The organism is Bordetella genomosp. 13 (genome assembly GCF_007679965.1).
Lineage (GTDB): Bacteria > Pseudomonadota > Gammaproteobacteria > Burkholderiales > Burkholderiaceae_B > Bordetella.
The window spans coordinates 446,037-469,039 of record NZ_VEHL01000002.1 but is presented as its reverse complement, the minus strand read 5'-3'; the positions used below and the strand labels follow the sequence as shown (position 1 = coordinate 469,039).

Below are 23,003 nucleotides of genomic sequence, written 5' to 3'. Positions count from 1 at the left end.
TCCGGAGAAGACCTGTCAGGCCGCCCGCGCGCCGTCGATGGACACCACCTGCGCACTGAAATCCTTCAGTATTTCCAGCCGCCGCGCGGCCGCCTTTTCCATGGCCGCTTCCTTGATGTGGCCGTAGCCGCGGATGTGCTCGGGCAGGCTGGCCAGCGCCACGGCGCGCTCGAGGCTGCCGCGCGTCAGCTTGGGCAGGATGGCCGTGATGTCCTCGCGGTACTGGCGGATCAGGTCGCGCTCGGCGCGCCGTTCGGCGGTGTAGCCGAACACGTCCAGCGGTGTGCCGCGCAGCCCGCGCAGCCGCGCCATCAGCTTGAAGGCGCGCAGCATGCCGGGACCGTAGCGGCGCTTCACCAGGTGGCCCTGCGCATCGCGCTTGGCGAACAGCGGCGGGGCCAGGTGGAAGTTGACCTTCCAGTCGCCTTCGAACTGCGCTTCGATGCGCTTGAGGAACTCGCCGTCGGTGTACAGGCGCGCCACTTCGTACTCGTCCTTGTAGGCCATGAGCTTGAAGTAGTAGTGCGCCACCGCCGTCGCCAGGCGCGTGGTGCCGGTGGCCGCGCGTTCGGCCTGCGCCACCTGGTCGACCAGTTCGGCGTAGCGCGCCGCGTAGGCGGCGTTCTGGTAGTCGGTCAGGAAGGCCTTGCGGCGCGCCACCAGCGTGTCCAGTTCACCGGCGGGCCGCTTGAAGTCGACCACGGCGCCCTGCCCGCGGCGCACCTCGACGATGCCGTCGTCGGCCAGCGGCGGCGTGTCGCCCGCGGGTGCCGCGCCCGCGGGCGTGCCGATCAGCGCCTGCACGCCGGTCAGGTCGTGCGCGGCGCGGCGGCCCCACGCGAAGGCCGTTACGTTGTTGGGCACCTGCTGGCCGTTCAGTTCGATGGCCCGCAGCAGCGCGGCCTCGCCCAGCGGCAGCCATCCCTTCTGATACGCATAGCCCATCATCAGCGGATTGGCGTAAATGGCGTCGCCCAGCAGGCCCACGGCCAGCTCGGCGGCATCCAGCGTATCGACATTGCCAGCGCCGCAGGCGGCCTGCAGGTCCGCCTGCAGGTTCGAGCCCGGCAGCGTCCAGTCGGGATTGTTGACGAAGGCCGCGGTGGGCGCGACGTCGCTGTTGAGCAGCGCGTGGGTGCGGCCCGGGCGCATGCGCGCCATGGCCTCGGGGCCCGTGCCCACCACCATGTCCCCGATCAGCACCAGGTCGGCCTCTCCCATGGCCACGCGGGTGTTCATCAATTCGCCCGGCGTGGGCGCCAGCACCACGTGCGAGTACACCGCGCCGCCCTTCTGCGCCAGGCCGGCCATGTCCAGCACCGAGCATCCCTTGCCTTCCAGGTGCGCGGCCATGCCCAGCAACTGGCCGATGGTGACCACGCCCGTGCCGCCCACCCCGGCGATGAACACGCCGTAATGGCCGTTGCGCAGATCGGCCGGCACGGGCTCGGGCAGCCCGTCCGACACGTCGCCCTGCTGCTGAAGCGCGCTGGGCTTGCGCAGCTTGCCGCCCTCGATGGTGACCAGGCTGGGACAGAAGCCCTTCAGGCAGGAATAGTCCTTGTTGCAGCTGGACTGGTTGATGGTGCGCTTGCGGCCGAACTCGGTCTCCAGCGGCTCGACCGACAGGCAGTGCGATTTCTCGGAACAGTCGCCGCAGCCCTCGCACACGCGCTCGTTGATGACCACGCGGCGCGCGGGATCGGGATAGGCGTTGCGCTTGCGGCGGCGGCGCTTCTCGGTGGCGCAGGTCTGGTCGTAGATCAGCACCGACACGTTGGGATATTCGCGCAGCTCGCGCATCACGCCATCGAGATCGTCTCGGTGCTTGACGGGCACGTTGGGCGCCAGGTCGGACACGCCCTTGTACTTCTCGGGCTCGTCCGTGACGATGATGATCTTCTCGATGCCTTCCGCGGCCATCTGCCGCGTGATCATCGGCACGCTGATGGGACCGTCCACCGGCTGCCCGCCCGTCATGGCCACGGCGTCGTTGAACAGGATCTTGTAGGTGATGGGCGCCTTGGCCGCCACGGCCGCGCGGATCGCCAGCAGGCCCGAGTGGAAGTACGTGCCGTCGCCCAGATTGGCGAACACGTGCTTCTCTTCGGTGAAGGGCGCCTGGCCGATCCACGGCACGCCCTCGCCGCCCATCTGCGTGAACACCTGCGTGTTGCGGCCCATCCAGGTCACCATGTAGTGGCAACCGATGCCCGCCATGCCGCGCGAACCGTCGGGCAGGCGCGTCGAGGTGTTGTGCGGACAGCCCGAACAGAACCACGGCTTGCGCTCGGCCGTGACGCGCGGCTTGGCCAGCGCCTTTTCGCGCGCGTCGATGAAGGCCAGGCGCGCCACGATGCCGGCGCGCACGTCCTCGGGCAGTTCGAAGCGCAGCAGGCGCTGCCCGATCACCTTGGCCACCATCGCGGGCGAGAATTCGTAGTGCGCCGGCAGCAGCCAGTTGCCCTGCGGCACCGACCATTCGCCGCCGTCCTTGTCGTCGAACTTGCCGACCACGCGCGGGATCTTCTTGCCCGAGCCGATCCAGCTGAACAGCTCTTCCTTCAGCTGGTATTCGAGCACCTGGCGCTTCTCTTCCACCACCAGGATCTCGTCGAGCCCCTCGGCGAACTGCTGCGTGCCGGTGGCCTCCAGCGGCCACACCATGCCCACCTTGAACAGGCGCACGCCGATGCGGCGGCACACGTCTTCCGACAATCCCAGGTCGGACAGGGCCTGGCGTGTATCCAGGTAGGCCTTGCCCGAGGTCATGATGCCGAATCGCGCGTCCTGCGGCGGCACGTGCCACGGCTCGCGGTTCAGCTTGTTGGCGCGCGCGTACGCCAGCGCGGCGTACAGCTTGTAGTCCAGCAGGCGCGCCTCCTGCGCCAGCGGCGTATCGGGCAGGCGGATGTTCAGCCCGTCGGCCGGCAACTGGAAATCCTCGGGCAGCAGGATCCCGACGCGGTCCACGTCGACCTCGACCGAAGCCGACACCTCGACGATGTCGGTGATGGTCTTCAGGCCCACCCACACGCCGGCATAGCGGCTCATGGCCCAGCCGTGCAGCCCGAAATCCAGCACTTCCTGCACGCTGGACGGAAACAGCACGGGGATCATGCAGGCCTTGAGGATGTGATCGCTCTGATGCGGCAGCGTCGACGACTTGGCCGGGTGGTCGTCGCCCGCCACCACCAGCACGCCGCCGTGGCGCGAGGTGCCGGCGGCGTTGGCGTGCTTGAAGACGTCGCCGCAGCGGTCCACGCCGGGGCCCTTGCCGTACCACATGCCGAACACGCCGTCGTACTTCGCGCCCGGGAACAGGTTGACCTGCTGCGACCCCCACACGGCGGTGGCGGCCAGGTCTTCGTTGACGCCCGGCTGGAACTCGACGTGGTGCTGCTTGAGGTATTTGGCCGCCTTCCACATGTTCTGGTCGACGCCCCCCAGCGGAGAGCCGCGGTAGCCCGACACGAAGCCGGCGGTGTTCAGGCCCTGCTGCGCGTCGCGCAGCCGCTGCATGATGGGCAGGCGTACCAGGGCGTGGATGCCGCTCATCCAGGCGCGGCCGGAATCCAGGGTGTATCGGTCGTCCAGTTGGACAGAGGCAAGCGCCGCGTGTTGCGCGGGCGAAAGGGGGGCGTTCATGTCTACTCCGTTTGTGTTGGACTGCCGGGTCGGCCGCGGGAAGAAAGCTCTTGTGGAGCGGCCAGCGGCAGGCCCGGGCACGGTGGTGCCGTTTGTTATGTCTTTCGTTTTACCCGTCCGGATGCGTCCCCGCAATAGGGCGATGCGATAATCCGGCATGGATTTCGCCTCCCGCATCGCCGCCTGGCAGACCCGCCACGGCCGCCATGGCCTGCCCTGGCAAGGCCCGCCCGATCCCTATCGCACCTGGCTGTCCGAGATCATGCTGCAGCAGACGCAGGTGGCCACGGTCATTCCGTATTACCAGCGCTTCCTGGACCGCTTTCCCGACGTGGCGGCGCTGGCGGCGGCCACCCAGGAAGAGGTCATGCCGTACTGGGCCGGCCTGGGCTACTACGCTCGCGCGCGCAACCTGCACCGCTGCGCGCAGCAGGTAGTGTCCGACTGGGGCGGCCGCTTCCCGCCCACCGCGCAGGACATCGCCACGCTGCCCGGCATCGGCCGCTCGACCGCCGCGGCCATCGCGGCGTTCTCGTACGGCGAGCGCTCGCCCATCCTGGACGGCAACGTCAAGCGCGTGTTCGCGCGCCACTTCGGCGTGGAGGGCGATCCGGCCAGACGCGAGGTCGAGCAGCGCCTGTGGGCACTGGCCGAAGCGCAGGTGGCGGCCGCGCCCAAGCTGGACATGCGCGCCTACACCCAGGGCCTGATGGACCTGGGCGCCACGCTCTGTACGCGCGGCAGGCCCGCCTGCGACCGCTGCCCGGTGATGGACACCTGCGTGGCGCGGCGCGAAGGCCGACAGCAGGAGCTGCCCACGCCGAAGACGCGCAAGGCCGTGCCGCAGCGCGAGACGGGCATGCTGGTGTTGCAGCATGCCGGCGCGGTGCTGTTGCTGCAGCGGCCGCAGACCGGCATCTGGGGCGGGCTGTGGAGCCTGCCGGAATTCGCCGTCGATGCCGATCCGCTGGCCGCGTCGCGGCTGCTGGGCCTGGAGCCCGCCGCGCACTATCGCCTGGCGGATTTCTCGCACGCGTTCACGCATTACCGGCTGAACGTCAGCCCCTGGTATGTGCACGTGCAGGCGCCCGCCGTGTTGCGGGAGGCCGGCGTGGCCGCGGCCGATGACGCCATGGCCGGCGTCGGCGTGGCGGGTTACGCCGCCGCGGCCAACGGCGCCGTCATGCGCTGGGTGACCGCGGCGGAACTGGCTTCCACCGCCCTGCCCGCGCCGGTGAAGAAGCTGCTGGAAGGCCTGTTCGAGGCCGGCCTGCCCGGCATGCCGGCAAACGGCGGCCTGTTCGCCGCGGACGACTGATCCGTGGCGCGGCAGCCGTCATTCGACGGCCGGCGCGGCGCCCGCCAGCAGCATCACCAGCTTCAGTTCCGGATGCGTGGCCAGGCGGAAGGTGACCTGCTGGAAGGCCAAGCGGCCGCGCCGCGGATGCTGGAAATCGCGCAGGCCGCCTTCGCGCTCGACCACCGCATGGCGCGTCCACCAATGCGCGAACACGCTGCTGTCGCGCTTGAGGGCCTCCACCAGCTGGGCCACGTCCGTCTCGTCCAGGTGCGCGCCCGCGTCGGCGCGGAATTCGGCCACCACGCGGCGCGCGCGTTGGTCCCAATCCACCACCAGGTCGCGTGCGGCGGGGTCCTGGAAGATGTAGCGCAGCAGGTTCGGCCCGGGATCGCGCGCGGGCCAATCGTCGAACAGCTCGCGCATCGGATCGTTGTAGGCCAGCACGTTCCATGCGCGGTCCAGCACGTAGGCCGGCGCCTGGATGGCCTGCACGCAATCGCGCAGCGGCGCGGGCGTGCCGCTGGCATCGTCGCGCGGGTGCTGGGGATCGGCGCATTCGGCCAGTTCGAACAGATACGCCCGCTCGGCGCGCGCCAGTTGCAGCACCCCGGCGATGCGCGCCCACACCGACGGCGACACCGAGACCTCGCGTCCCTGCTCGATCCATGTGTACCAGGTGACGCTGATGCCCGACAGCTGCGCCACCTCTTCACGGCGCAGGCCCGGCGTGCGGCGGCGCAGTCCGTCGGGCAGGCCGGCCATCTGCGGCGTGATGCGGGCGCGCGCGCTGCGCACGAATTCGCCCAGGGCATGGCGGCGCACGGATGAGCCGTCATGGCTGGCGGACAGCGGGGGGGCAGTAGTCATACCAGGATAAGCAATGGTCTTGTACGCGTATTTGGGCCTGCCTATCTTACGCGCTGCGAGGCCGCTCCCTGGCCTCGGTTCCCAACCATGCAGGAATCGACATGACCACGAACACCCATGACGCGGCGGTGGACCGCCAGTTCGGCCCGCAGGCCGCCGCCTACCTGGCCAGCACCGTGCACGCCCAGGGCGAAGACCTGCGGCAGCTGGCCGCGCTGGCCGGCGAGCATCCCCAGGCGCGCGTGCTGGACCTGGGCTGCGGCGGCGGCCACGTCAGCTTCCATGTGGCGCCGCGCGTGGCCCACGTCACCGCCTACGACCTGTCGCAACAGATGCTGGACGTGGTGGCGGCCGAGGCCGCGCGGCGCGGATTGTCCAATGTGGCGACCTGTCGCGGCAAGGCGGAGCGCCTGCCCTTCGGCGACGAGGAATTCGATCTGGTGATGTGCCGCTACTCGACCCACCACTGGTCCGACCCGGGCAAGGCGCTGCGGGAAGCCCTGCGCGTGCTCAAGCCGCGCGGCACCGCTGTCTTCGTCGACGTGGTATCTCCCGGCCAGGCGCTGCTGGACACCTGGCTGCAGGCCATCGAAGTGCTGCGCGACACCTCGCACGTGCGCAACTACTCGGCGTCCGAATGGACCCGCATGCTGGCCGAGGCCGGCTTCGTGCCGCGCGGCTGGACGCCGAGGCGGCTGCCGCTCGAGTTCTCGTCATGGGTGGCGCGCATGCGCACGCCCGACACGCTGGTAGCGGCGCTGAGGCACCTGTCCGGCATCGCGCCGGAGCCCGTGCGGCGATATTTCCAGGTGCAGGAAGATGGCTCGTTCACCAGCGACACGCTGACGATCGTGGCGGCCAAGCCGTGCTTCGCCTCGCTGCCGGAGCCGGGCTGCGCGGTCTAGCCAGGCGCCGGCAATCGAACCGCTTGCGCCGCGCCAGCCGGCCTCAAGGCACGGCTAGGCCGCCGCGTGGACCGCGCTGCGCGCGCTCCAGTCCGCAAACGCCTGCCGGACCTCGTCCGGCGACTGGCCGCGACGCAGCGCCTTCTGGAACTCCGGCTGCGAGAACAGCCGGGCCGCTTCGGCCAGGATGTCCAGGTGCGTCTGGTTGGCCGGCGCCGGCACGATCAGGAAGAGCGCATGCACCACCGGCATGCCGTTGCCTCCGTCGAAGTAGCAAGGCTGCTTCAGGCGCGCATACAGGACATGGATGCCGTCCAGGCCTTCCACCGAGGCATGCGGCACGGCGACCTCCTGTCCCAGCGCCGTGGCCCCCAGCCGTTCGCGGCGCATCAATGCCGCCAGGATGTCCTCGGCGGCCACCGCGCAGCCTCTTGCCAGCCCGCGGCTGGCCACCTCGAACAGCGCGTCCTTGTCGCGCACGTCCAGGTCCAGGAGGACGTCTTCGTTTTCCAGCAGATCGGCGATCTTGCCCATGGTCTTCGCGCTCCATGCCGGGCCGTGGCCGCCCCTGCATCGCGGCGCCCTGCCCTGTCCTTTGAATGGCCCGCTTCGTGGCCTCGTCCAGCCACTGTAGGCCAGCGCGCGCAAAAACCCTGCAAACAAGGCGTACGCAGACGTAAAGAAACCCTAAACGGCGCGCCGATGCGCCCGTGGCGGGGCATATGCGCGCCGTCTGCGCAGGCAGCACGCCGCCGCGCGCATCACCCCAGGTTGGGCGACAGCGTGCGCCGCACGTCGTCCTCGCCGCGGCCGCTGCGGCGCGCGTAGTCTTCCACCTGGTCGTCGCCGATCACGCCCACGTTGAAGTACTGCGATTCCGGGTGGCTGAAGTAGAAGCCCGACACGCTGGAGGCCGGCAGCATGGCGTAGCTGTCGGTCAGGTCCATGCCCACCTCCTGCGCGTCCAGCACGTGGAACAGGTCGGTCTTGACCACGTGCTCGGGGCAGGCCGGATAACCCGGCGCGGGCCGGATGCCCACGTACTTCTCGGCGATCATGTCCTCGTTGGACAGGGCCTCGTCGGGCGCGTAGCCCCACAGGTCCTGGCGCACGCGCGCGTGCAGGCATTCCGCGAAGGCCTCGGCCAGGCGGTCGGCCAGCGACTTCAGCATGATGCCGGAGTAGTCGTCCAGGTCGCGCTCGAACTCGGCCTCTTTCTTCTCGATGCCCAGCCCGCCCGTTACGGCGAACAGGCCGATGTAGTCGGCCACGCCGCTGTCCTTGGGCGCGATGTAGTCGGCCAGGCACTTGTTGGCCACGCCCTCGCGCTTGGCGCCCTGCTGGCGCAGGTTGCGCCACGTGAACAGCACTTCGCTGCGCGACTCGTCCTTGTAGACCTCGATGTCGTCGTCGTTGACGGTGTTGGCCGGGTAGAAGCCCACCACGCCGCTGGCGGTCAGCCAGCGGCCGTCGATGATGCGCTTCAACATGGCCTGGCCGTCGGCCAGCACCTTGCGCGCCTGCTCGCCCACCACCTTGTCCTGCAGGATGGCGGGATACGGCCCGAACAGGCTCCACGTCTGGAAGAACGGGCCCCAGTCGATGTAGCGCGCGATCTCGGCCAGGTCGTAGCTCTTGAACGTGCGGCGGCCGATGTACTTGGGCCGCGGCGGCGTGTAGCTGGCCCAGTCGATGCGCGGGCGCGCCGCGCGGGCGTCGACCAGAGACATCAGCGGCGAGGCCTTGCGGTTGGCGTGGCGGCGGCGCACGTCCTCGTATTCCTGCGCCAGGTCGGCCAGGTAGGTGGCCGACTGCTCCGACATCAGGTTGGTGGCCACGCCCACCGAACGGCTGGCGTCCGGCACGTACACCACCGGCCCTTCGTAGTGCGGCGCGATCTTCACCGCGGTGTGCACGCGGCTGGTGGTGGCGCCGCCGATCAGCAGCGGCATGCGGCGCTCGCGGAAATAGTCGTCGCGCTGCATCTCGGCCGCCACGTAGGCCATCTCTTCCAGGCTGGGCGTGATCAGGCCGGACAGGCCGATGATGTCGGCCTGCTCTTCCTTGGCCTTGTCCAGGATCTGCGCGCAGGGCACCATCACGCCCATGTTCACGACCTCGAAGTTGTTGCACTGCAAGACCACCGACACGATGTTCTTGCCGATGTCGTGCACGTCGCCCTTGACCGTGGCGATGACGATCTTTCCCTTGGCGCGCACGTCGCCGCCGGCCGCGGCGATCTGCCGCTTCTCTTCCTCGATGAACGGGATGAGGTGGGCCACGGCCTGCTTCATCACGCGGGCCGACTTCACCACCTGCGGCAGGAACATCTTGCCCGCGCCGAACAGGTCGCCGACCACGTTCATGCCGTCCATCAGCGGGCCTTCGATCACCTCGATGGGCCGGCCGCCGCGCGCCGCGATCTTCTGGCGCACCTCTTCGGTGTCCTCGACGATGAACGCGGTGATGCCGTGCACCAGCGCATGCGAAAGGCGCTGCTCGACCTCGGCGCTGCGCCAGGCCAGGTCTTCTTCCTTCTTGGCGCCCGAGCCCTTGATGGTGTCGGCGAACTGCACCAGGCGCTCCGTGGGCGTGCGCTCGTCGGCCGCGTCGGTGCGCCCCACGGGCTCTGCGCGGTCCAGCACCACGTCCTCGACCAGGTCGCGCAGCTGCGGCGACAGGTCGGCGTACACGCCCAGCTGGCCGGCGTTGACGATGCCCATCGTCAGGCCTTCCGTGATGGCGTAGTACAGGAACACCGTGTGGATGGCCTCGCGCATGGGCTCGTTGCCGCGGAACGAGAAGCTGACGTTCGAGATGCCGCCCGAGATGCGGGCGTGCGGCAGGTTCTTGCGGATCCACGTCACGCCGTCGATGAAGTCCATCGCGTAGTGGTTGTGCTCGTCGATGCCGGTGGCGACCGCGAACACGTTGGGATCGAAGATGATGTCCTCGGGCGCGAAGCCTTCTTCCTCGACCAGGATGCGATAGGCGCGGCCGCAGATCTCCTTGCGGCGCGCCAGCGTGTCGGCCTGGCCCTGCTCGTCGAAGGCCATCACCACCATGGCCGCGCCGTAGCGGCGGCACAGGCGGGCATGATGGCGGAAGGGCTCCTCGCCTTCCTTCATCGAGATGGAGTTGACCACCGGCTTGCCCTGCACGCACTTCAGGCCGGTCTCGATCACTTCCCACTTGGAACTGTCGATCATCACCGGCACGCGCGCGATGTCGGGCTCGGACGCGATCAGGTTCAGGAAGCGGTGCATGCATGCCACCGAATCCAGCATGGCCTCGTCCATGTTGATGTCGATGATCTGCGCGCCGTTCTCGACCTGCTGGCGGGCCACGGCCAGCGCCTCGTCGTACTTTTCCTCGCGGATCAGGCGCGCGAACATCTTGCTGCCCGTCACGTTGGTGCGTTCGCCCACGTTGACGAACAGCGTCTCCTCGTCGATGTTCAGCGGCTCCAGGCCCGACAGGCGCGTCTTCACGGCCACCTCGGGCACGGTGCGTGGCTGCAGCGACTGCACCTTCCGCGCGATCTCGCGGATGTGGTCCGGCGTGGTGCCGCAGCAGCCGCCCGCCATGTTGACCAGCCCCGCGCGCGCGAACTCTTCCAGCAGCGTGGACGTGTCGGCGGGCGTTTCGTCGAAGCCCGTCTCGGCCATGGGGTTGGGCAGGCCGGCGTTGGGATACACGCAGACGTAGGTATCGCAGATCTTGGACAGCTCGGCCACGTAGGGGCGCATCAGCGCCGCGCCCAGGGCGCAGTTCAGGCCGATGGTGACGGGCCGCGCGTGACGCACCGAGTTCCAGAAGGCCTCGACGGTCTGGCCCGACAGGATGCGGCCCGACGCGTCGGTGACGGTGCCGGAGATCATCACGGGCAGGCGCACGCCGCGCGCCTCGAAGACTTCCTCGGTGGCGAAAATGGCCGCCTTGGCGTTGAGCGTGTCGAAGATGGTCTCGATCAGCACCACGTCGATGCCGCCGTCCAGCAGGCCGTTGAGCTGCTCGACATAGGCCACGCGCAGCTCGTCGAACGTGACGTTGCGCGCGCCCGGATCGTTCACGTCGGGCGAGATGGACGCGGTCTTGGGCTGCGGGCCCAGCGCGCCAGCCACGAAGCGCGGGTGCTCGGCAGTGCTGTACTGGTCGCAGGCCTCGCGGGCCAGCTGCGCCGAGACCTTGTTCAGCTCGTAGGCCAGCTCGGGCAGGTCGTAGTCGCCCTGCGCGATGGAAGTGGCGCCGAAGGTATTGGTCTCGATGACGTCGGCGCCCGCTTCCAGGTACTGGCGGTGGATCTCGGAGATGACGTCCGGACGCACCAGCGACAGCAGCTCGTTGTCGCCCTTCAGGTCCTGGTGGTGCTCGGCGAAGCGCTCGCCGCGGAAATCGGCCTCGGACAGCTTGTAGCGCTGGATCATCGTGCCCATCGCGCCGTCCAGGATCAGGATGCGCTTGTCCAGCTGGCGCACGAACTCGGCGCCATGGGTGTAAGCGGACAGGGGATAGGGCATGCGAGGGTATGACACGGCGGATCCTGCGGGAGGTGCGCGCGCGGCGCACGAGATGACGGACTTGTGTCCATATTTTAACGACTCGCGCAGGGCCGGCAGCGTCATGCCTCCGATGAGGCCCGGCCCTCCGAGCCAAGGGCTGGAGCGGGCGCTAGAATCGGCAGACGCACCGGCCGCCCGCCTACGCCTCGAACCCGAATCGCAGACCGAAGGAACCGCAATGTCCGAACCTCTCCCCCTGCCCGAGCAAGTCGAGGCGCAGTTCATCGACAAGGCCGTCAAGGGCCGCAAGGCGCGCGAAGCCGGCGACGTCGACACGGCCGAACGCTACTACCTCGAGGCCTGGAACGTCATCCCCGAGCCCAGGCTGGATTACGATCACGCGGCCTCCACCGTCGTGGCCATGACCGAGTTCTATCGCGACATCGGCCAGCCGGCCAAGGCCAAGCCCTGGCTGGCCTTGGCGCGCGAAGCCTATGGCCCCGGACCCGAAGTGCATACCGAGTTCCTCGCCGCCACGGTGCATTACGCCGCCAGCGAGTTCGACCAGGCCTACGAACTGTTCGACGAGGTGTACGAGCAATTTCGCCGCCGGCCCTTCCAGGGCGAGAACCCGGCCTACCTCGAGTTCTACCTGGATCGCGCGGCCGCCATCGAGGAAGGCCGCACGCCGGTCGACCCCGTGCCGGTGCCCGCGGGCCCCCTGGCCGGCCTGGGCAGCGCCGACGAGGACGACGAGGAAGAGCTGCCCGACGACATCTACGAAGAAATCGAAGCGCTGTCCGAGGAAGGCAACGAACTGAGCGACGAGGGCGAATACGAAGGCGCCGAGTCGGTATGGCGCCAGGCGCTGGACCTGCTGCCCGAGCCGCAGACCAAGTGGTCGGCCTACACCTGGCTCACCACCTCGATCGGCGAAGCCTGCTATTTCCAGGAAAACTACGCCGGCGCCGCCCAGATGCTGTTCGACGCGCTGAACGGCCCCGACGCGCAGGAGAACCCCTTCGTCCACTACATGCTGGGCAAGGCCCTGTGGCGGCGCGGCGACGACCCGGAGCGCGCCATCGACGAACTGCTGCGCGCCTACATGCTGGACGGCTCCGACATCTTCGAGGGCGACGAGGACGAAGGCCCCGACATGCTGCGGCTGCTGATCGAACGCGACCTGATCGATGAAGACTGAGCCTGGCGGCCGCGGCCTGGTGCGCGCGTCTGCACGCTGCGGCACGTCGCCCGTTGCATGGCACAGGTGCCACCCAAATATGTGGCGAAAATAAAACAACGGCCGCCAAACGCGTCGCAAGGTGATACATTTGCGCCCCGAATCGGTGCTTTCGGCTACATGCGCGAAAGATAAACGGGAAACAGGAAGGCCTTGAGCCGATGCGCGCCACGCGGCGCGCGCGCCAGCCCAGCCTGTGCTGCCCCCGCAACGGTCCCCATGGTCGATGGCCATGGCAGCCCGATACCGGCCGGTTCGATCGCGAGGGCGTCCCGCCCGTCCGGCCCGGCTGGACATGGGGGCCGGCCTCATTCCTGTGTCTGACGTGCGGGGTCGCGCGTCGCATCGAGGCTCACTCCATGACTTCCCGCTCCCTCCGGCGCTACGCCGGTGTCCTGGCCTGCACCGCGCCGCTGGCCGCCCTGGCCCAGACGGCCGCAGAACCCACCACCACCCAGCTCGACACCATCACCGTCACCGCTTCGCGCGTGCCTACCGACGCCCGCACGCAGGCCGTCCCCGTGTCCGTGATCAGCGCCGAGGACATCCGCGAAAGCGGCGCGCGCTCGCTGCAGGACGTGCTGTCCACGCAATCGAGCGTGCACGTCATCAACAACACCGGCTCCAGCGACAACGGCATCGTCGACCTGCGCGGCTTCGGCCTCACCGGCCTGAGCAACACGCTGATCCTGGTCGACGGCATCAAGCAGAACGACAACGACCTGTCCGCGCCCACGCTGGGCACCATTCCGCTGGACCAGATCGAGCGCATCGAGATCGTGCGCGGCAGTGGCGCCGTGCAGTACGGCGGCGGCGCCACGGGCGGCGTGGTCAACATCATCACGCGCAGCGGATTCGAGCGTCCGTTGGACGCCAGCGCCAAGTTCTCCATCGGCAACTACGGCCTGCGCCAGACCGACCTGCACGTGCAGGCCAACAACGGCAAGGTCGGCGTGGAAGCCTGGGGCCAGACGCTGCAGACCGACAACTACCGCGACAACAACCGCGAACGCCGTGCCGGCGGCGGCGGCGCGCTGACCTTCCGCCACGACACCGGCTCGGTCCGCCTGTACGCCCGCACCACCACCCAGAAACTGGGACTGCCCGGCCCGCGCGCGGTGGATCCGGTCACCGGCCTGAACCAGTACGAAGACGATCCGCGCGGCGCCACCTATCCGGACGATTACCTCAAGAGCACCACCGACGCCTTCGGCGTGCAGGTGCGCCAGCAGATCTGGCGCGGCACGCTGTTCGCCGACCTGAGCCAGCGCAACAAGCGCCTGGATGGCTACACCAACGACGGCTTCGGCGACATCGTCCGCCAGCAGGAACTGGAAGAGACCACGGGCAGCCTGCGCTACCAGTTGCCCTTCGAGGGCGGCCACAACCTGGTCGTCGGCGCCGACGGCCTGTACAACCGCACCGACGCCACGCAAGAGGCCTACTACAGTTTCTCGCCCGACCAGACCACGGCGCGCCAGCGCCAGCATGCGCTGTTCGCCGAGGGCACGGTGCAGGCCACGCCCGGCACCACCATCACCCTGGGCGGCCGGCGCCAGTACGCCTCGGACGACCTGCGCGTCGAGTCTGGCTTCAAGACCCCGTCCGACGAGAGTCGCCACCTCAGCGCCTGGCAACTGGCCCTGCGCCAGGAAGTCGGGGCCGGTTTCAGCGCGTACGGCAAGATCGGCCGCAGCTTCCGCCTGGCCAACTCCGACGAACTGTTCATGCTGCAGGAGCCGCTGCGGCCCCAGACGTCCACCGACAAGGAGCTGGGCGTGCTGTGGTCGCAGGGCGCCTCCAGCGCGCGCCTGGCGTGGTTCCAGTCCGACCTGAAGAACGAGATCCACTACAACCCGCTGACGTTCGCCAACGTCAACCTGGATCCCACGCGTCGCCAGGGCGTCGAACTGGAAGGCCGCTACGCCGTCACCGCCAGCATCACGCTGGACGGCAACGTCACCTGGACCGACGCCAAGTTCCGTTCGGGCGAGGCCGCGGGCGTGGACCTGCGTGGCAACCGCGTGCCGCTGGTGCCCGAGTGGCTGGCCAACGCGGGCGTCACGTGGCGTCCGACCGACGCGCTGTTCCTGGGCGCGTCCGCGCAGTACGTGGGCAGCTCGCGCATGGACAACGACCAGGCCAACCAGTTCAAGACCAAGATCGGCGACTACGTCCTGTTCAACGCGCGCGCCGGCTACCGCTTCACGCCCAACGTCGAGGGCTCGCTGGCCGTGAACAACATCTTCGACCGCGACTACGCCACCTATGGCATCCGTGGCACCGATGCGTCGTTCCTGCCGCTGGGTCCCACCGGGCGCTATAACCTGTACCCGGGCATGGGCCGCAACGTGATGGCCTCGCTGACCGTGCGTTATTGAAGCAATGCGCGCCCTGCGCGCGCGATGAAGGGAGGGGCATGGCCGCGCTGCATCGAGATCCGATCCCGGCCGCCGCGCGCCGGCGCGGCGCGGCCGCCATCGCCCCGACGCTGGCGTCGGCGGCGAGCCGGAACGCCGTGTCGATGGCCACGCGGATCGCCGGTCCGGCCCTGGCGCTGCTCGTCGCCGCCGCCAACGCTGCCGCCCAGCCCACGCCCTCGCGGCCGCCCGCCGCGGCCGTTCCCGCCACGCAGCCGCCCGCGCGCGCGCGGCCGGCGACGGCCACGCCCATCCAGGTCCTGGACGACGCGGACCACATGGTCGAGCTGCCCGCCCCCGCGCGCCGCGCCGTCGCCCTGGCGCCGCACGCCGTGGAGCTGGCCTACGAGGCCGGCGCGGGGCAATACGTGGTCGGCGCCGTCATGGGCAGCGACTATCCGCCCGAGGCGCGCGCGCTGCCCCAGGTCGGCGACGGGCTGCGGCCGGATCCCGAACGCGTCGCCGCCCTGCGCCCCGACCTGCTGATCGCCTGGCAGCCCGGCGCCCTGCGCACGCTGGCGCCCGTGCTGCAGTCGCAGCGGCCGGCCGTATACGTCAGCGACCCGCGCACGCTGGACGACATCCCCATCACCCTGGAACGCCTGGGCATCCTGTTCGGCACCGAGCCGGTGGCGCGCGGCCGCGCGCAGGCCCTGCGCATGCGCCTGGACACCCTGACCGAGCGCTACACCGGCAAGCCGACGGTGCGCGTGTTCGTGCAGGCCGGCGCCCGCCCGCTGTACGCGCTGGGCGACACCGGCATCATCGGCGACGTGCTGCGCCGCTGCGGCGCCGTCAACGTCTTCGCCGACGCCGGCCGCGCCGCCCTGCAGGTGTCAGTGGAAAGCGTGCTGGCCAGGCAGCCGGAGGTCATCATCGCCGGCACGGTGAACGACGCCGAGTCCGAGGCATTCCTCCGCGCCTGGCAGGCCAGCGGGGTGGCCGCCGCGCGCCGCGGCCATCTGTACACGCTGGACGCGGACGCCCTGTACCGGCCCACGGCCCGCCTGGTGGATGCCGCCGAGACCCTGTGCGCCCGCATCGATGCGGCCCGCTCCGACGGCCCGGCCCGGCGGGGTGGACTATGATGGCGGAATACTGACCTGAACCGCGCCGGCCGCCTGACGCCAGGCCGCGGCGCCTCCTCCGCACCGTCATGACCACCGCAGACACTCTGAACATCGCCGGCCGCGAGTATGCCTCGCGCCTCATCGTGGGCACCGGCAAGTACAAGGATTTCGAACAGACCCGCGCCGCGCTGGACGCCAGCGGCGCGCAGATCGTCACTGTCGCCATCCGCCGCACCAACCTGGGCCAGAACCCCGGCGAGCCGAACCTGCTCGACCACGTTCCCATGTCGAAGTTCACGCTGCTGCCCAACACGGCCGGCTGCTTCACCGCCGACGATGCCGTGCGCACGCTGCGCCTGGCCCGCGAACTGCTGGACGGCCACGACCTGGTGAAACTGGAAGTGCTGGGCGACCCGCAGACCCTCTTCCCCAACATGCCCGAGACGCTGAAGGCCACCAAGACCCTGGTGGACGAAGGCTTCAAGGTCATGGTTTATTGCGCCGACGACCACATCCAGGCGCGCATGCTGGAAGACCTGGGCGCGGTCGCCATCATGCCCATGGCCTCGTTGATCGGCTCGGGCATGGGCATCCTCAATCCCTGGAACCTGCGCCTGATCATCGACCAGATCAAAGTGCCGGTGCTGGTCGACGCCGGGGTCGGCACGGCGTCCGACGCCACCATCTCCATGGAGCTGGGCTGCGACGGCGTGCTGATGAACAGCGCCATCGCGCATGCGCAGAATCCCGTGCTGATGGCCGGCGCCATGAAGAAGGCCGTCGAATCCGGCCGCGAGGCCTTCCTGGCCGGCCGCATGCCCAGGAAGCTCTACAGCGCCATTCCCAGCTCGCCTACCGAAGGCCTGATCACCGCATCCAAGCAATGAGCACTTCCCCGTCCTCCGGGCGCCGCATCCCGCACGCACTGTCCATCGCGGGGGTCGATCCCTCGGGCGGCGCCGGCGTGCTGGCCGACGTCAAGGCCATGAGCGCCCTGGGCGCCTACGGCTGCGCCGTCATCGCCGCCCTCACCGCCCAGAACACCCAGGGCGTCACCGGCATCTCGCCCGTGCCGCCCGCCTTCGTCGCCCAGCAGATCGACACGTTGTTCGCCGACGTGCGCATCGACGCCGTCAAGATCGGCATGCTGGGCCAGTACCCCGTCATCGCCGCCGTCGCCGAGCGCCTGGCGCGCTGGACGCCCGCCCACGTCGTGCTCGACCCCGTCATGGTGGCCAAGAGCGGCGACCTGCTGCTGGAGCGCGAGGCGGTGGGCGCCATGCGCGAAGCCCTGCTGCCGCAGACCACCGTGCTGACGCCCAACCTGCCCGAGGCCGGCGTGCTGCTCGAAGAGCGCCCCGTCGAGACCATCAAGGAAATGCGCCGCGTGGCAGAGCGCCTGCGCAACCGCATGGCGCACTCGGGCCACCGCTGGGTCATGCTCAAGGGCGGCCACCTGCCCGGCGAGGCTGCCATCGACCTGCTGCACGACGGCGACCGCATGATCGAACTGGCCGCGCCGCGCCTGGAAACCCGCAACACCCACGGCACCGGATGCACGTTGTCCGCCGCGCTGGCCGCCCTGCTGCCGCAATGCGAGGACGTGCCCGAGGCCGCCCGCCGCGCCAAGGCCTACCTGACCGAGGCCATCCGCCATGCCGACCGCCTGGACGTCGGCGGCGGCCATGGCCCGGTGCATCATTTCCACGCATGGTGGTAACGGCAACCCAGCCGGTACTACAATGGCCCGCGACATTCACCCCAGCCTCACAGTCATGAACGCCTCAACTCTGCCCGACGTAGAACACGCCCGTTTCAACATGGTGGAACAGCAGATCCGCCCGTGGGATGTGCTCGACCTCAAGGTCCTGGATGCCCTGTTCGCGGTCCGCCGCGAGCTGTTCGTGCCGCCCGCCCTGCGCGCCCTGGCCTTCTCCGACACCGAGCTGCCGCTGCAGATCAACGCGGTCGACACGCGCGAGACCATGCTGCCGCCCCGAGTCGAGGCCCGCCTGGCCCAGGAACTGCTGCTGCAGCCCACCGACTGCGTGCTGGAGATCGGCACCGGTTCCGGCTACCAGGCCGCCCTGCTCGGCCACCTGGCGCAGCAGGTCACCACGGTCGAGATCGACAGCCGCCTGGTAGCGTTCGCGCAGCAGAACCTGCAGATGAACAACGTCGCCAACGTCAAGGTCGAGACCGGCGACGGCCGCAACGGCTGGGGCTCCACCGAATTCGACGCCATCCTGGTCACCGGTTCGGTGCCCTCGGTGCCCGACGCGCTGAAGTACCAGCTGCGCGTGGGCGGCCGCATGGTCGTCGTGGTCGGCCAGGCGCCGGTGATGACCGCCTGTCGCATCACCCGCACCACCGCCGCCAGCTTCGAAACCGTCAATCTCTTCGAAACCATGGTCAAGCCGCTGCGCGGCACCGCCGTATCCCAGTTCAAGTTCTGACGCATGCGCGCCTTCACCCTTGCGGCTTTACTGCTTTGTTGCGGCGCCGCAAGCGGAGGCGCACGTGCGCAGGACCTCATGCAGGTCTGGCGCGACGCGCTGGCCAGCGATCCGGTCTATGCCTCCGCCCGCGCGGCCTATCGCGCCGGGCTGGAACAACTGCCGCAGGCGCGCGCAGAACTGCTGCCGGCCGTCAGCGCCGAGGTGGGTGGCGCCTATGGCTCCACGCACTCCACCCGCGGCTTCACCGCCTATGACGGCACGCGCGGCACCTGGGCGCTGGTGCTGACGCAGCCGCTGTTCGACTGGAACCGCTGGCAGCGCTACGAGCAGTCGCAGCTGCGCGTGGCCGACACCGAACTGCAGCTGCAGCAGTCCTTCCAGGACCTGCTGCTGCGCGTGGCCGACGCCTATTTCAACGTACTGTCCGCCCAGGACACGCTGTCGGCCACCGAGGCCGAGAAAGCCGCCGTCTCCGAGCAGCTGGCCGCCGCCCAGCGCAATTTCGAGCTGGGCAATTCCACCATCGCCGACAGCTACGAGGCCCGCGCCCGCTACGACCTGATCGTGGCGCAGGAACTCGAACTGCAGAATGCGCTGGAGGTGCGCCGCGACGAGCTCGCGCAGATCATCGGCACGCCGCCCGGCGCGCTGGCCGAGCTGCCGTCCGGCGTCGCCCTGCCCGCCCCGCAGCCCACGCGCATCGACGAATGGTCCAGCCAGGCCGAGTCCTCGGGCATCGACGTGCTGCGCGCCCAACTGCAGACCCGCATCGCCACCCGCGACATCGAGATCGCGCGCAGCGGCCACTACCCCTCGCTGAACCTGCGCGCCAGCAGCGCCAGCGCCAGCGACGCGCGCATGCGCCAGGGCAGCGATGCACCGGGCCGCCCCATCGACAACAGCATCGGCGTGGTGCTGTCGATTCCCCTGTATTCGGGCGGCGGCGTGTCTTCGCAGGTCACCGAGAAAGTGCAGCTGGAACAGAAGGCGCGCCAGGACTACCAGGCCGCGCGCCGCCAGGCCGTGCAATCGGCCCGCCGCTACTACAGCGGCGTCACGTCGGGCCTGTCGCGCATCCGCGCGCTGGAAGCCGGCGAGCGCTCCAGCCGCGACGCGGTGGAGGCCAACCGCATCGGCTACGAGGTGGGGGTACGGATCAACCAGGACGTGCTGGACGCGCAGCAGCAGCTGTACGCCACCCAGCGCGACCTGGCGCAGGCACGCTATGGCACGCTGCTGGACGGCCTGCGCCTGAAGGCGGCCAGCGGCATCCTGGCCGAAAGCGACCTGGACGCGGTGAACCGCCTGCTGCGGCTGCCGAAACCCTAGAACGACCGAGGGCCGAACGGGCTGTCGCCCTGGTGGCGCCTGCAACACCCCTGCATCAAGACCGCACAGGTCCGGCGCCGCGCCGTCCGCATCACCCCAGCCGGATCTTCTTCAGCAATGCCGTGGTCGAGCGCTCGTGTTCGAACGGGATGGCCACGGCACGGCCGCCCCAGCCCTGCACCAGCCGGGTCTCGGGCAGCTTGGCCATGTCGTAGTCGCCGCCCTTGACGATGATGTCGGGCCGCAGTTGATCGATCAGCGCTTCGGGCGTGTCTTCGTGGAAGGACGTGACGATGTCCACGCAGCCCAGCGCCGCCAGCAGCGCGGCGCGGTCGGCCTCGAGGTTCAGCGGCCGGTCGTCGCCCTTGCCCAGCCGGCGCACCGAGGCATCGGTGTTCACGGCCACGACCAGCGTGGCGCCCAGCTGGGCGGCCTGGTCGAGATAGGTGGCGTGGCCGCGGTGCAGGATGTCGAACACCCCGTTGGTGAAGACCAGCGGACGCGGCAGATGCGCGACGGCCGCGATGGCGGCGTCACGGGACAGGACTTTGGAATCGAAACGGGCAGGCATGCGGGGATTCTACGCGGCCGCCGCCGTCCCCGGGACGCCGGCAAGCCCGCCGCGATCAGCTGGCCAGGATGATGCCGCTGTCGCTTTCGCTGTCCTTGGCGCCGCCGGGCATGCGGGCCATGACTTCCTTGCGGTAGCGGTTCAGGTCCTTCACCGTCTCGAAGTTGCGGTCCAGCAGCTTGGACAGGATGTGCAGGATGCGGCTGGCCACGCGGTTCTCCCAGCCGGTGTCGAAACGGATCTGGGTGTCCAGCCAATGCTCGAGCCAGCCGGGCTCCGGCAGGCGCGACTGCACGGTGTCGTTGGGGAACAGGGCCTTGTTCACGTGCAGGTTGGTCGGGTGCATGGCCTGCGCGGTGCGGCTGGCTGACGCCATCAGCACGCCGATCTTGGCGAACGACTGGCGGGCGCTGACGCTGACCGGTTCGCCGCGGTCGTGCAGGGCGCGGCGCATGTATTGCAGGTAGGCGCCGGCGTGGCGGGCTTCGTCGGTGGCGATCGTGCGGTAGATGGCCTTGATGACCGGCTCGGTGTGCCAGTCGGCCGCGCAGCGGTACCAATGGTTCAGGCGGATCTCGCCGCAGAAGTGCAGCATCAGCGTTTCCAGCTCGGGCGCCGGGTCGAACTCGAAGCGCACCTTGTGCAGCTCTTCCTCGGTCGGCACCAGGTCGGGCCGGAAACGGCGCAGGTATTCCATCAGCACCAGCGAATGCTTCTGTTCCTCGAAGAACCAGACCGACATGAAGGCGCAGAAGTCGCTGTCGCTGCGGTTGTCGCGCAGGAACATCTCGGTGGCCGGCAGCGCCGCCCACTCGGTGATGGCGTTCATCTTGATGGTCTGGGCCTGGTCTTCGGTCAGCTTGCTGCGGTCGAAGTCATCCCACGGGATGTCGGAAGCCATGTTCCAACGGACGGCTTCCATGGTTTTGAAGAGTTCGGGATAAAGCATGATTGATGGGCCCTTTTATGGGTTTCCGCTCGGTATGGGCTCGCGCCGCTCAGTGCGTACAGGGAACGCGCGGACGGCGCACCGTACACAAGGCGATCTTAATAAGGCTCATTTAACGCCGCGCTACGAGAAACTGTAATGACAGTTTAATGACAAAACCATGACCGAGCCGTCCCCTATGTGTAGTTACCGTGTCAGCGCCCACAGCGCCACGGCGATTCCCAGTGCCAGTACCGCCGTCAGGGCCGTCAGCAGGCGGTTGTTCGCCTCCTGGGCCTGCCGCAACCGCTGCGTTTCCCGCAGCAGTTCGGGTCCGACGTCGGGCCGGTTCAGCCTGTCGTGCAATAGACGAGGCAATGCCGGCAGCATCTGCGACCATTGCCCGGCTTCCTTGGCCAGGTTCTTGCGCAGTCCATCCAACCCCACGCGCTCGTGCATCCAGCGTTCGAGGTAGGGCTTGGCCGTCTTCCAGAGATCCAGGTCGGGATCCAGCTGGCGGCCCAACCCTTCCACGTTCAGCAGGGTCTTCTGCAACAATACCAGTTGCGGCTGGATTTCGACATTGAAGCGCCGCGAGGTCTGGAACAGGCGCAGCAGCACCTGGCCCAGCGAGATCTCGGACAGCGGCCGGTCGAAATAGGGCTCGCAGACCGCCCGCACGGCGCCTTCGAGTTCTTCTTCCCGGGTGTCGGCCGGCACCCAGCCGGATTCTATGTGCAATTGCGCCACGCGGCGGTAATCGCGGTGGAAAAAGGCCAGGAAATTCTGCGCCAGGTAGTTTTTGTCGAATTCGGACAACGATCCGACGATGCCGAAGTCCAGGGCGATGTAGCGGCCCAGCGTGCGCGGGTCGTCCGACACATAGATGTTTCCCGGGTGCATGTCGGCGTGGAAGAAGCCGTCGGTGAACACCTGTGTGAAGAAAATCTCGACCCCGCTGCGCGCCAGCGTGCGGATGTCGATGCCGGCCGCGCGCAGGCGGTCGATGTGCCCCACCGGGATGCCGTACATGCGCTGCATGGTGAAGACCGTGCTGGCGGTGTATTCCCAGATCACCTCGGGCACGATCAGCACGTCGCCGCGGCCCGTCTCGGGGCCGAAGTTGCGGCGCAGCTGGCTGCAATTCGAGGCCTCGCGCACCAGGTCCAGCTCGTCGTGCAGGTACTTGTCGAACTCGCCCACCACCTCGCGTGGCTTCAGGCGTCGTCCGTCGGGGCCGATGCGCTCGATGATGCCGGCCACCATGCGCATCAGCGCCATGTCCTTGTCGATGACGTCGAGCATGCCCGGACGCAGCACCTTCACGGCCACTTCGCGGCCGTCGTGCAGCACCGCGAAGTGCACCTGCGCGATCGAGGCCGAGGCCACCGGATCGACGTCGAACTGGGCGAACAGCTGTTGCGGCGGCGCGCCCAGCGCGGCCTCGATGCTGGCGGCGGCCTGGGCCGACGGGAACGGCGGCACGCGGTCCTGCAGCAGCGCCAGTTCGTTGGCGATGTCGGCGGGGATCAGGTCGCGCCGGGTGGACAGCACCTGGCCGAACTTGACGAAGATGGGGCCCAGCGACTCCAGGGCCTGGCGCAGGCGCTGGCCGCGCGGCGCGCGCGGACGCGTGCCCAGGCGGATCACCCGCAGCGCCATCGTGGCCACCGGATGGTTCAGGCTGGACAGCACGAGGTCGTCCAGCCCGTAGCGGAAGGCGATGAACAGGATGCGAAGCAGGCGCGGCAGGATCGGCAGCAT

Annotated in this window: 16 protein-coding genes and 1 riboswitch; of the genes, 9 read left to right on the top strand and 7 right to left on the bottom strand. The window is 69.0% G+C overall.

Features of this window, described 5'->3' with window-relative positions; genetic code table 11:
* Nucleotides 1-15 precede the first annotated feature (15 nt).
* Nucleotides 16-3,648 (bottom strand): indolepyruvate ferredoxin oxidoreductase family protein, encoded by a 3,633-nt coding sequence (locus tag FS845_RS08005; protein WP_144632433.1) that lies wholly within the window; start codon nucleotides 3,646-3,648, stop codon nucleotides 16-18.
* Between the two features lie 157 nt (nucleotides 3,649-3,805).
* On the opposite strand from FS845_RS08005, the gene mutY reads away from it, so the two are divergent.
* On the top strand, nucleotides 3,806-4,966 hold the full coding sequence (gene mutY, locus FS845_RS08000) for an A/G-specific adenine glycosylase (protein WP_144632430.1): 1,161 nt from the start codon (nucleotides 3,806-3,808) through the stop codon (nucleotides 4,964-4,966).
* Between the two features lie 18 nt (nucleotides 4,967-4,984).
* Here mutY and FS845_RS07995 read toward each other — a convergent pair whose 3' ends face one another.
* Nucleotides 4,985-5,815 (bottom strand): helix-turn-helix transcriptional regulator, encoded by an 831-nt coding sequence (locus FS845_RS07995; RefSeq protein ID WP_144632427.1) that lies wholly within the window; start codon nucleotides 5,813-5,815, stop codon nucleotides 4,985-4,987.
* A 101-nt stretch (nucleotides 5,816-5,916) separates the two neighbouring features.
* On the opposite strand from FS845_RS07995, the gene FS845_RS07990 reads away from it, so the two are divergent.
* Nucleotides 5,917-6,720, top strand: a complete 804-nt coding sequence (locus FS845_RS07990; protein WP_144632424.1) for a class I SAM-dependent methyltransferase — start codon at nucleotides 5,917-5,919, stop codon at nucleotides 6,718-6,720.
* A gap of 54 nt (nucleotides 6,721-6,774) precedes the next feature.
* Here the strand turns inward: FS845_RS07990 and FS845_RS07985 are convergent, their stop codons facing one another.
* Together FS845_RS07985 and metH are read right to left on the bottom strand one after the other, a co-directional pair.
* Nucleotides 6,775-7,254, bottom strand: coding sequence for a PTS sugar transporter subunit IIA (locus FS845_RS07985; protein ID WP_144632421.1), 480 nt, complete (start codon nucleotides 7,252-7,254; stop codon nucleotides 6,775-6,777).
* A 227-nt stretch (nucleotides 7,255-7,481) separates the two neighbouring features.
* The gene (metH, locus tag FS845_RS07980) at nucleotides 7,482-11,255 is read right to left on the bottom strand and encodes a methionine synthase (RefSeq protein WP_144632418.1); all 3,774 of its coding nucleotides are present in this window, start codon (nucleotides 11,253-11,255) and stop codon (nucleotides 7,482-7,484) included.
* Between the two features lie 205 nt (nucleotides 11,256-11,460).
* Between metH and FS845_RS26785 the strand changes: the two genes are divergently transcribed.
* From FS845_RS26785 to FS845_RS07940, 7 genes are all read left to right on the top strand, one after another.
* Nucleotides 11,461-12,423, top strand: coding sequence for a tetratricopeptide repeat protein (locus FS845_RS26785; protein WP_260986209.1), 963 nt, complete (start codon nucleotides 11,461-11,463; stop codon nucleotides 12,421-12,423).
* Nucleotides 12,424-12,549: 126 nt separating this feature from the next.
* Nucleotides 12,550-12,732: riboswitch (cobalamin riboswitch) on the top strand.
* Nucleotides 12,733-12,821: 89 nt separating this feature from the next.
* A complete protein-coding gene (locus tag FS845_RS07965) occupies nucleotides 12,822-14,843 on the top strand; it encodes a TonB-dependent receptor (RefSeq protein ID WP_144632415.1) in 2,022 nt (673 codons plus the stop codon).
* A gap of 38 nt (nucleotides 14,844-14,881) precedes the next feature.
* Entirely contained in the window at nucleotides 14,882-15,970 is a 1,089-nt protein-coding gene (locus tag FS845_RS07960; RefSeq protein ID WP_260986208.1) for a cobalamin-binding protein, read from the top strand.
* A gap of 68 nt (nucleotides 15,971-16,038) precedes the next feature.
* Nucleotides 16,039-16,839, top strand: a complete 801-nt coding sequence (locus FS845_RS07955; protein WP_144632412.1) for a thiazole synthase — start codon at nucleotides 16,039-16,041, stop codon at nucleotides 16,837-16,839.
* Nucleotides 16,836-17,672, top strand: a complete 837-nt coding sequence (thiD, locus tag FS845_RS07950) for a bifunctional hydroxymethylpyrimidine kinase/phosphomethylpyrimidine kinase (RefSeq protein ID WP_144632408.1) — start codon at nucleotides 16,836-16,838, stop codon at nucleotides 17,670-17,672. Before FS845_RS07955 ends, thiD begins: the two co-directional genes overlap by 4 nt.
* Before the next feature lie 55 nt (nucleotides 17,673-17,727).
* Nucleotides 17,728-18,408 carry a protein-L-isoaspartate O-methyltransferase family protein gene (locus FS845_RS07945; protein ID WP_144632405.1) on the top strand — a complete coding sequence of 227 codons (681 nt, stop codon included), beginning with the start codon at nucleotides 17,728-17,730 and terminating at the stop codon, nucleotides 18,406-18,408.
* A 3-nt stretch (nucleotides 18,409-18,411) separates the two neighbouring features.
* Nucleotides 18,412-19,740, top strand: a complete 1,329-nt coding sequence (locus tag FS845_RS07940; protein ID WP_144632401.1) for a TolC family outer membrane protein — start codon at nucleotides 18,412-18,414, stop codon at nucleotides 19,738-19,740.
* A gap of 91 nt (nucleotides 19,741-19,831) precedes the next feature.
* Here the strand turns inward: FS845_RS07940 and rfaE2 are convergent, their stop codons facing one another.
* From rfaE2 to ubiB, 3 genes are all read right to left on the bottom strand, one after another.
* Nucleotides 19,832-20,311: a D-glycero-beta-D-manno-heptose 1-phosphate adenylyltransferase gene (gene rfaE2, locus FS845_RS07935; protein WP_144632398.1), complete on the bottom strand. Its 480-nt coding sequence runs from the start codon at nucleotides 20,309-20,311 to the stop codon at nucleotides 19,832-19,834.
* Nucleotides 20,312-20,366: 55 nt separating this feature from the next.
* Nucleotides 20,367-21,260: a ferritin-like domain-containing protein gene (locus tag FS845_RS07930; protein WP_144632395.1), complete on the bottom strand. Its 894-nt coding sequence runs from the start codon at nucleotides 21,258-21,260 to the stop codon at nucleotides 20,367-20,369.
* Nucleotides 21,261-21,446: 186 nt separating this feature from the next.
* Complete coding sequence (gene ubiB, locus FS845_RS07925; RefSeq protein WP_144632392.1) at nucleotides 21,447-23,003, bottom strand: ubiquinone biosynthesis regulatory protein kinase UbiB; 1,557 nt, start codon at nucleotides 23,001-23,003, stop codon at nucleotides 21,447-21,449.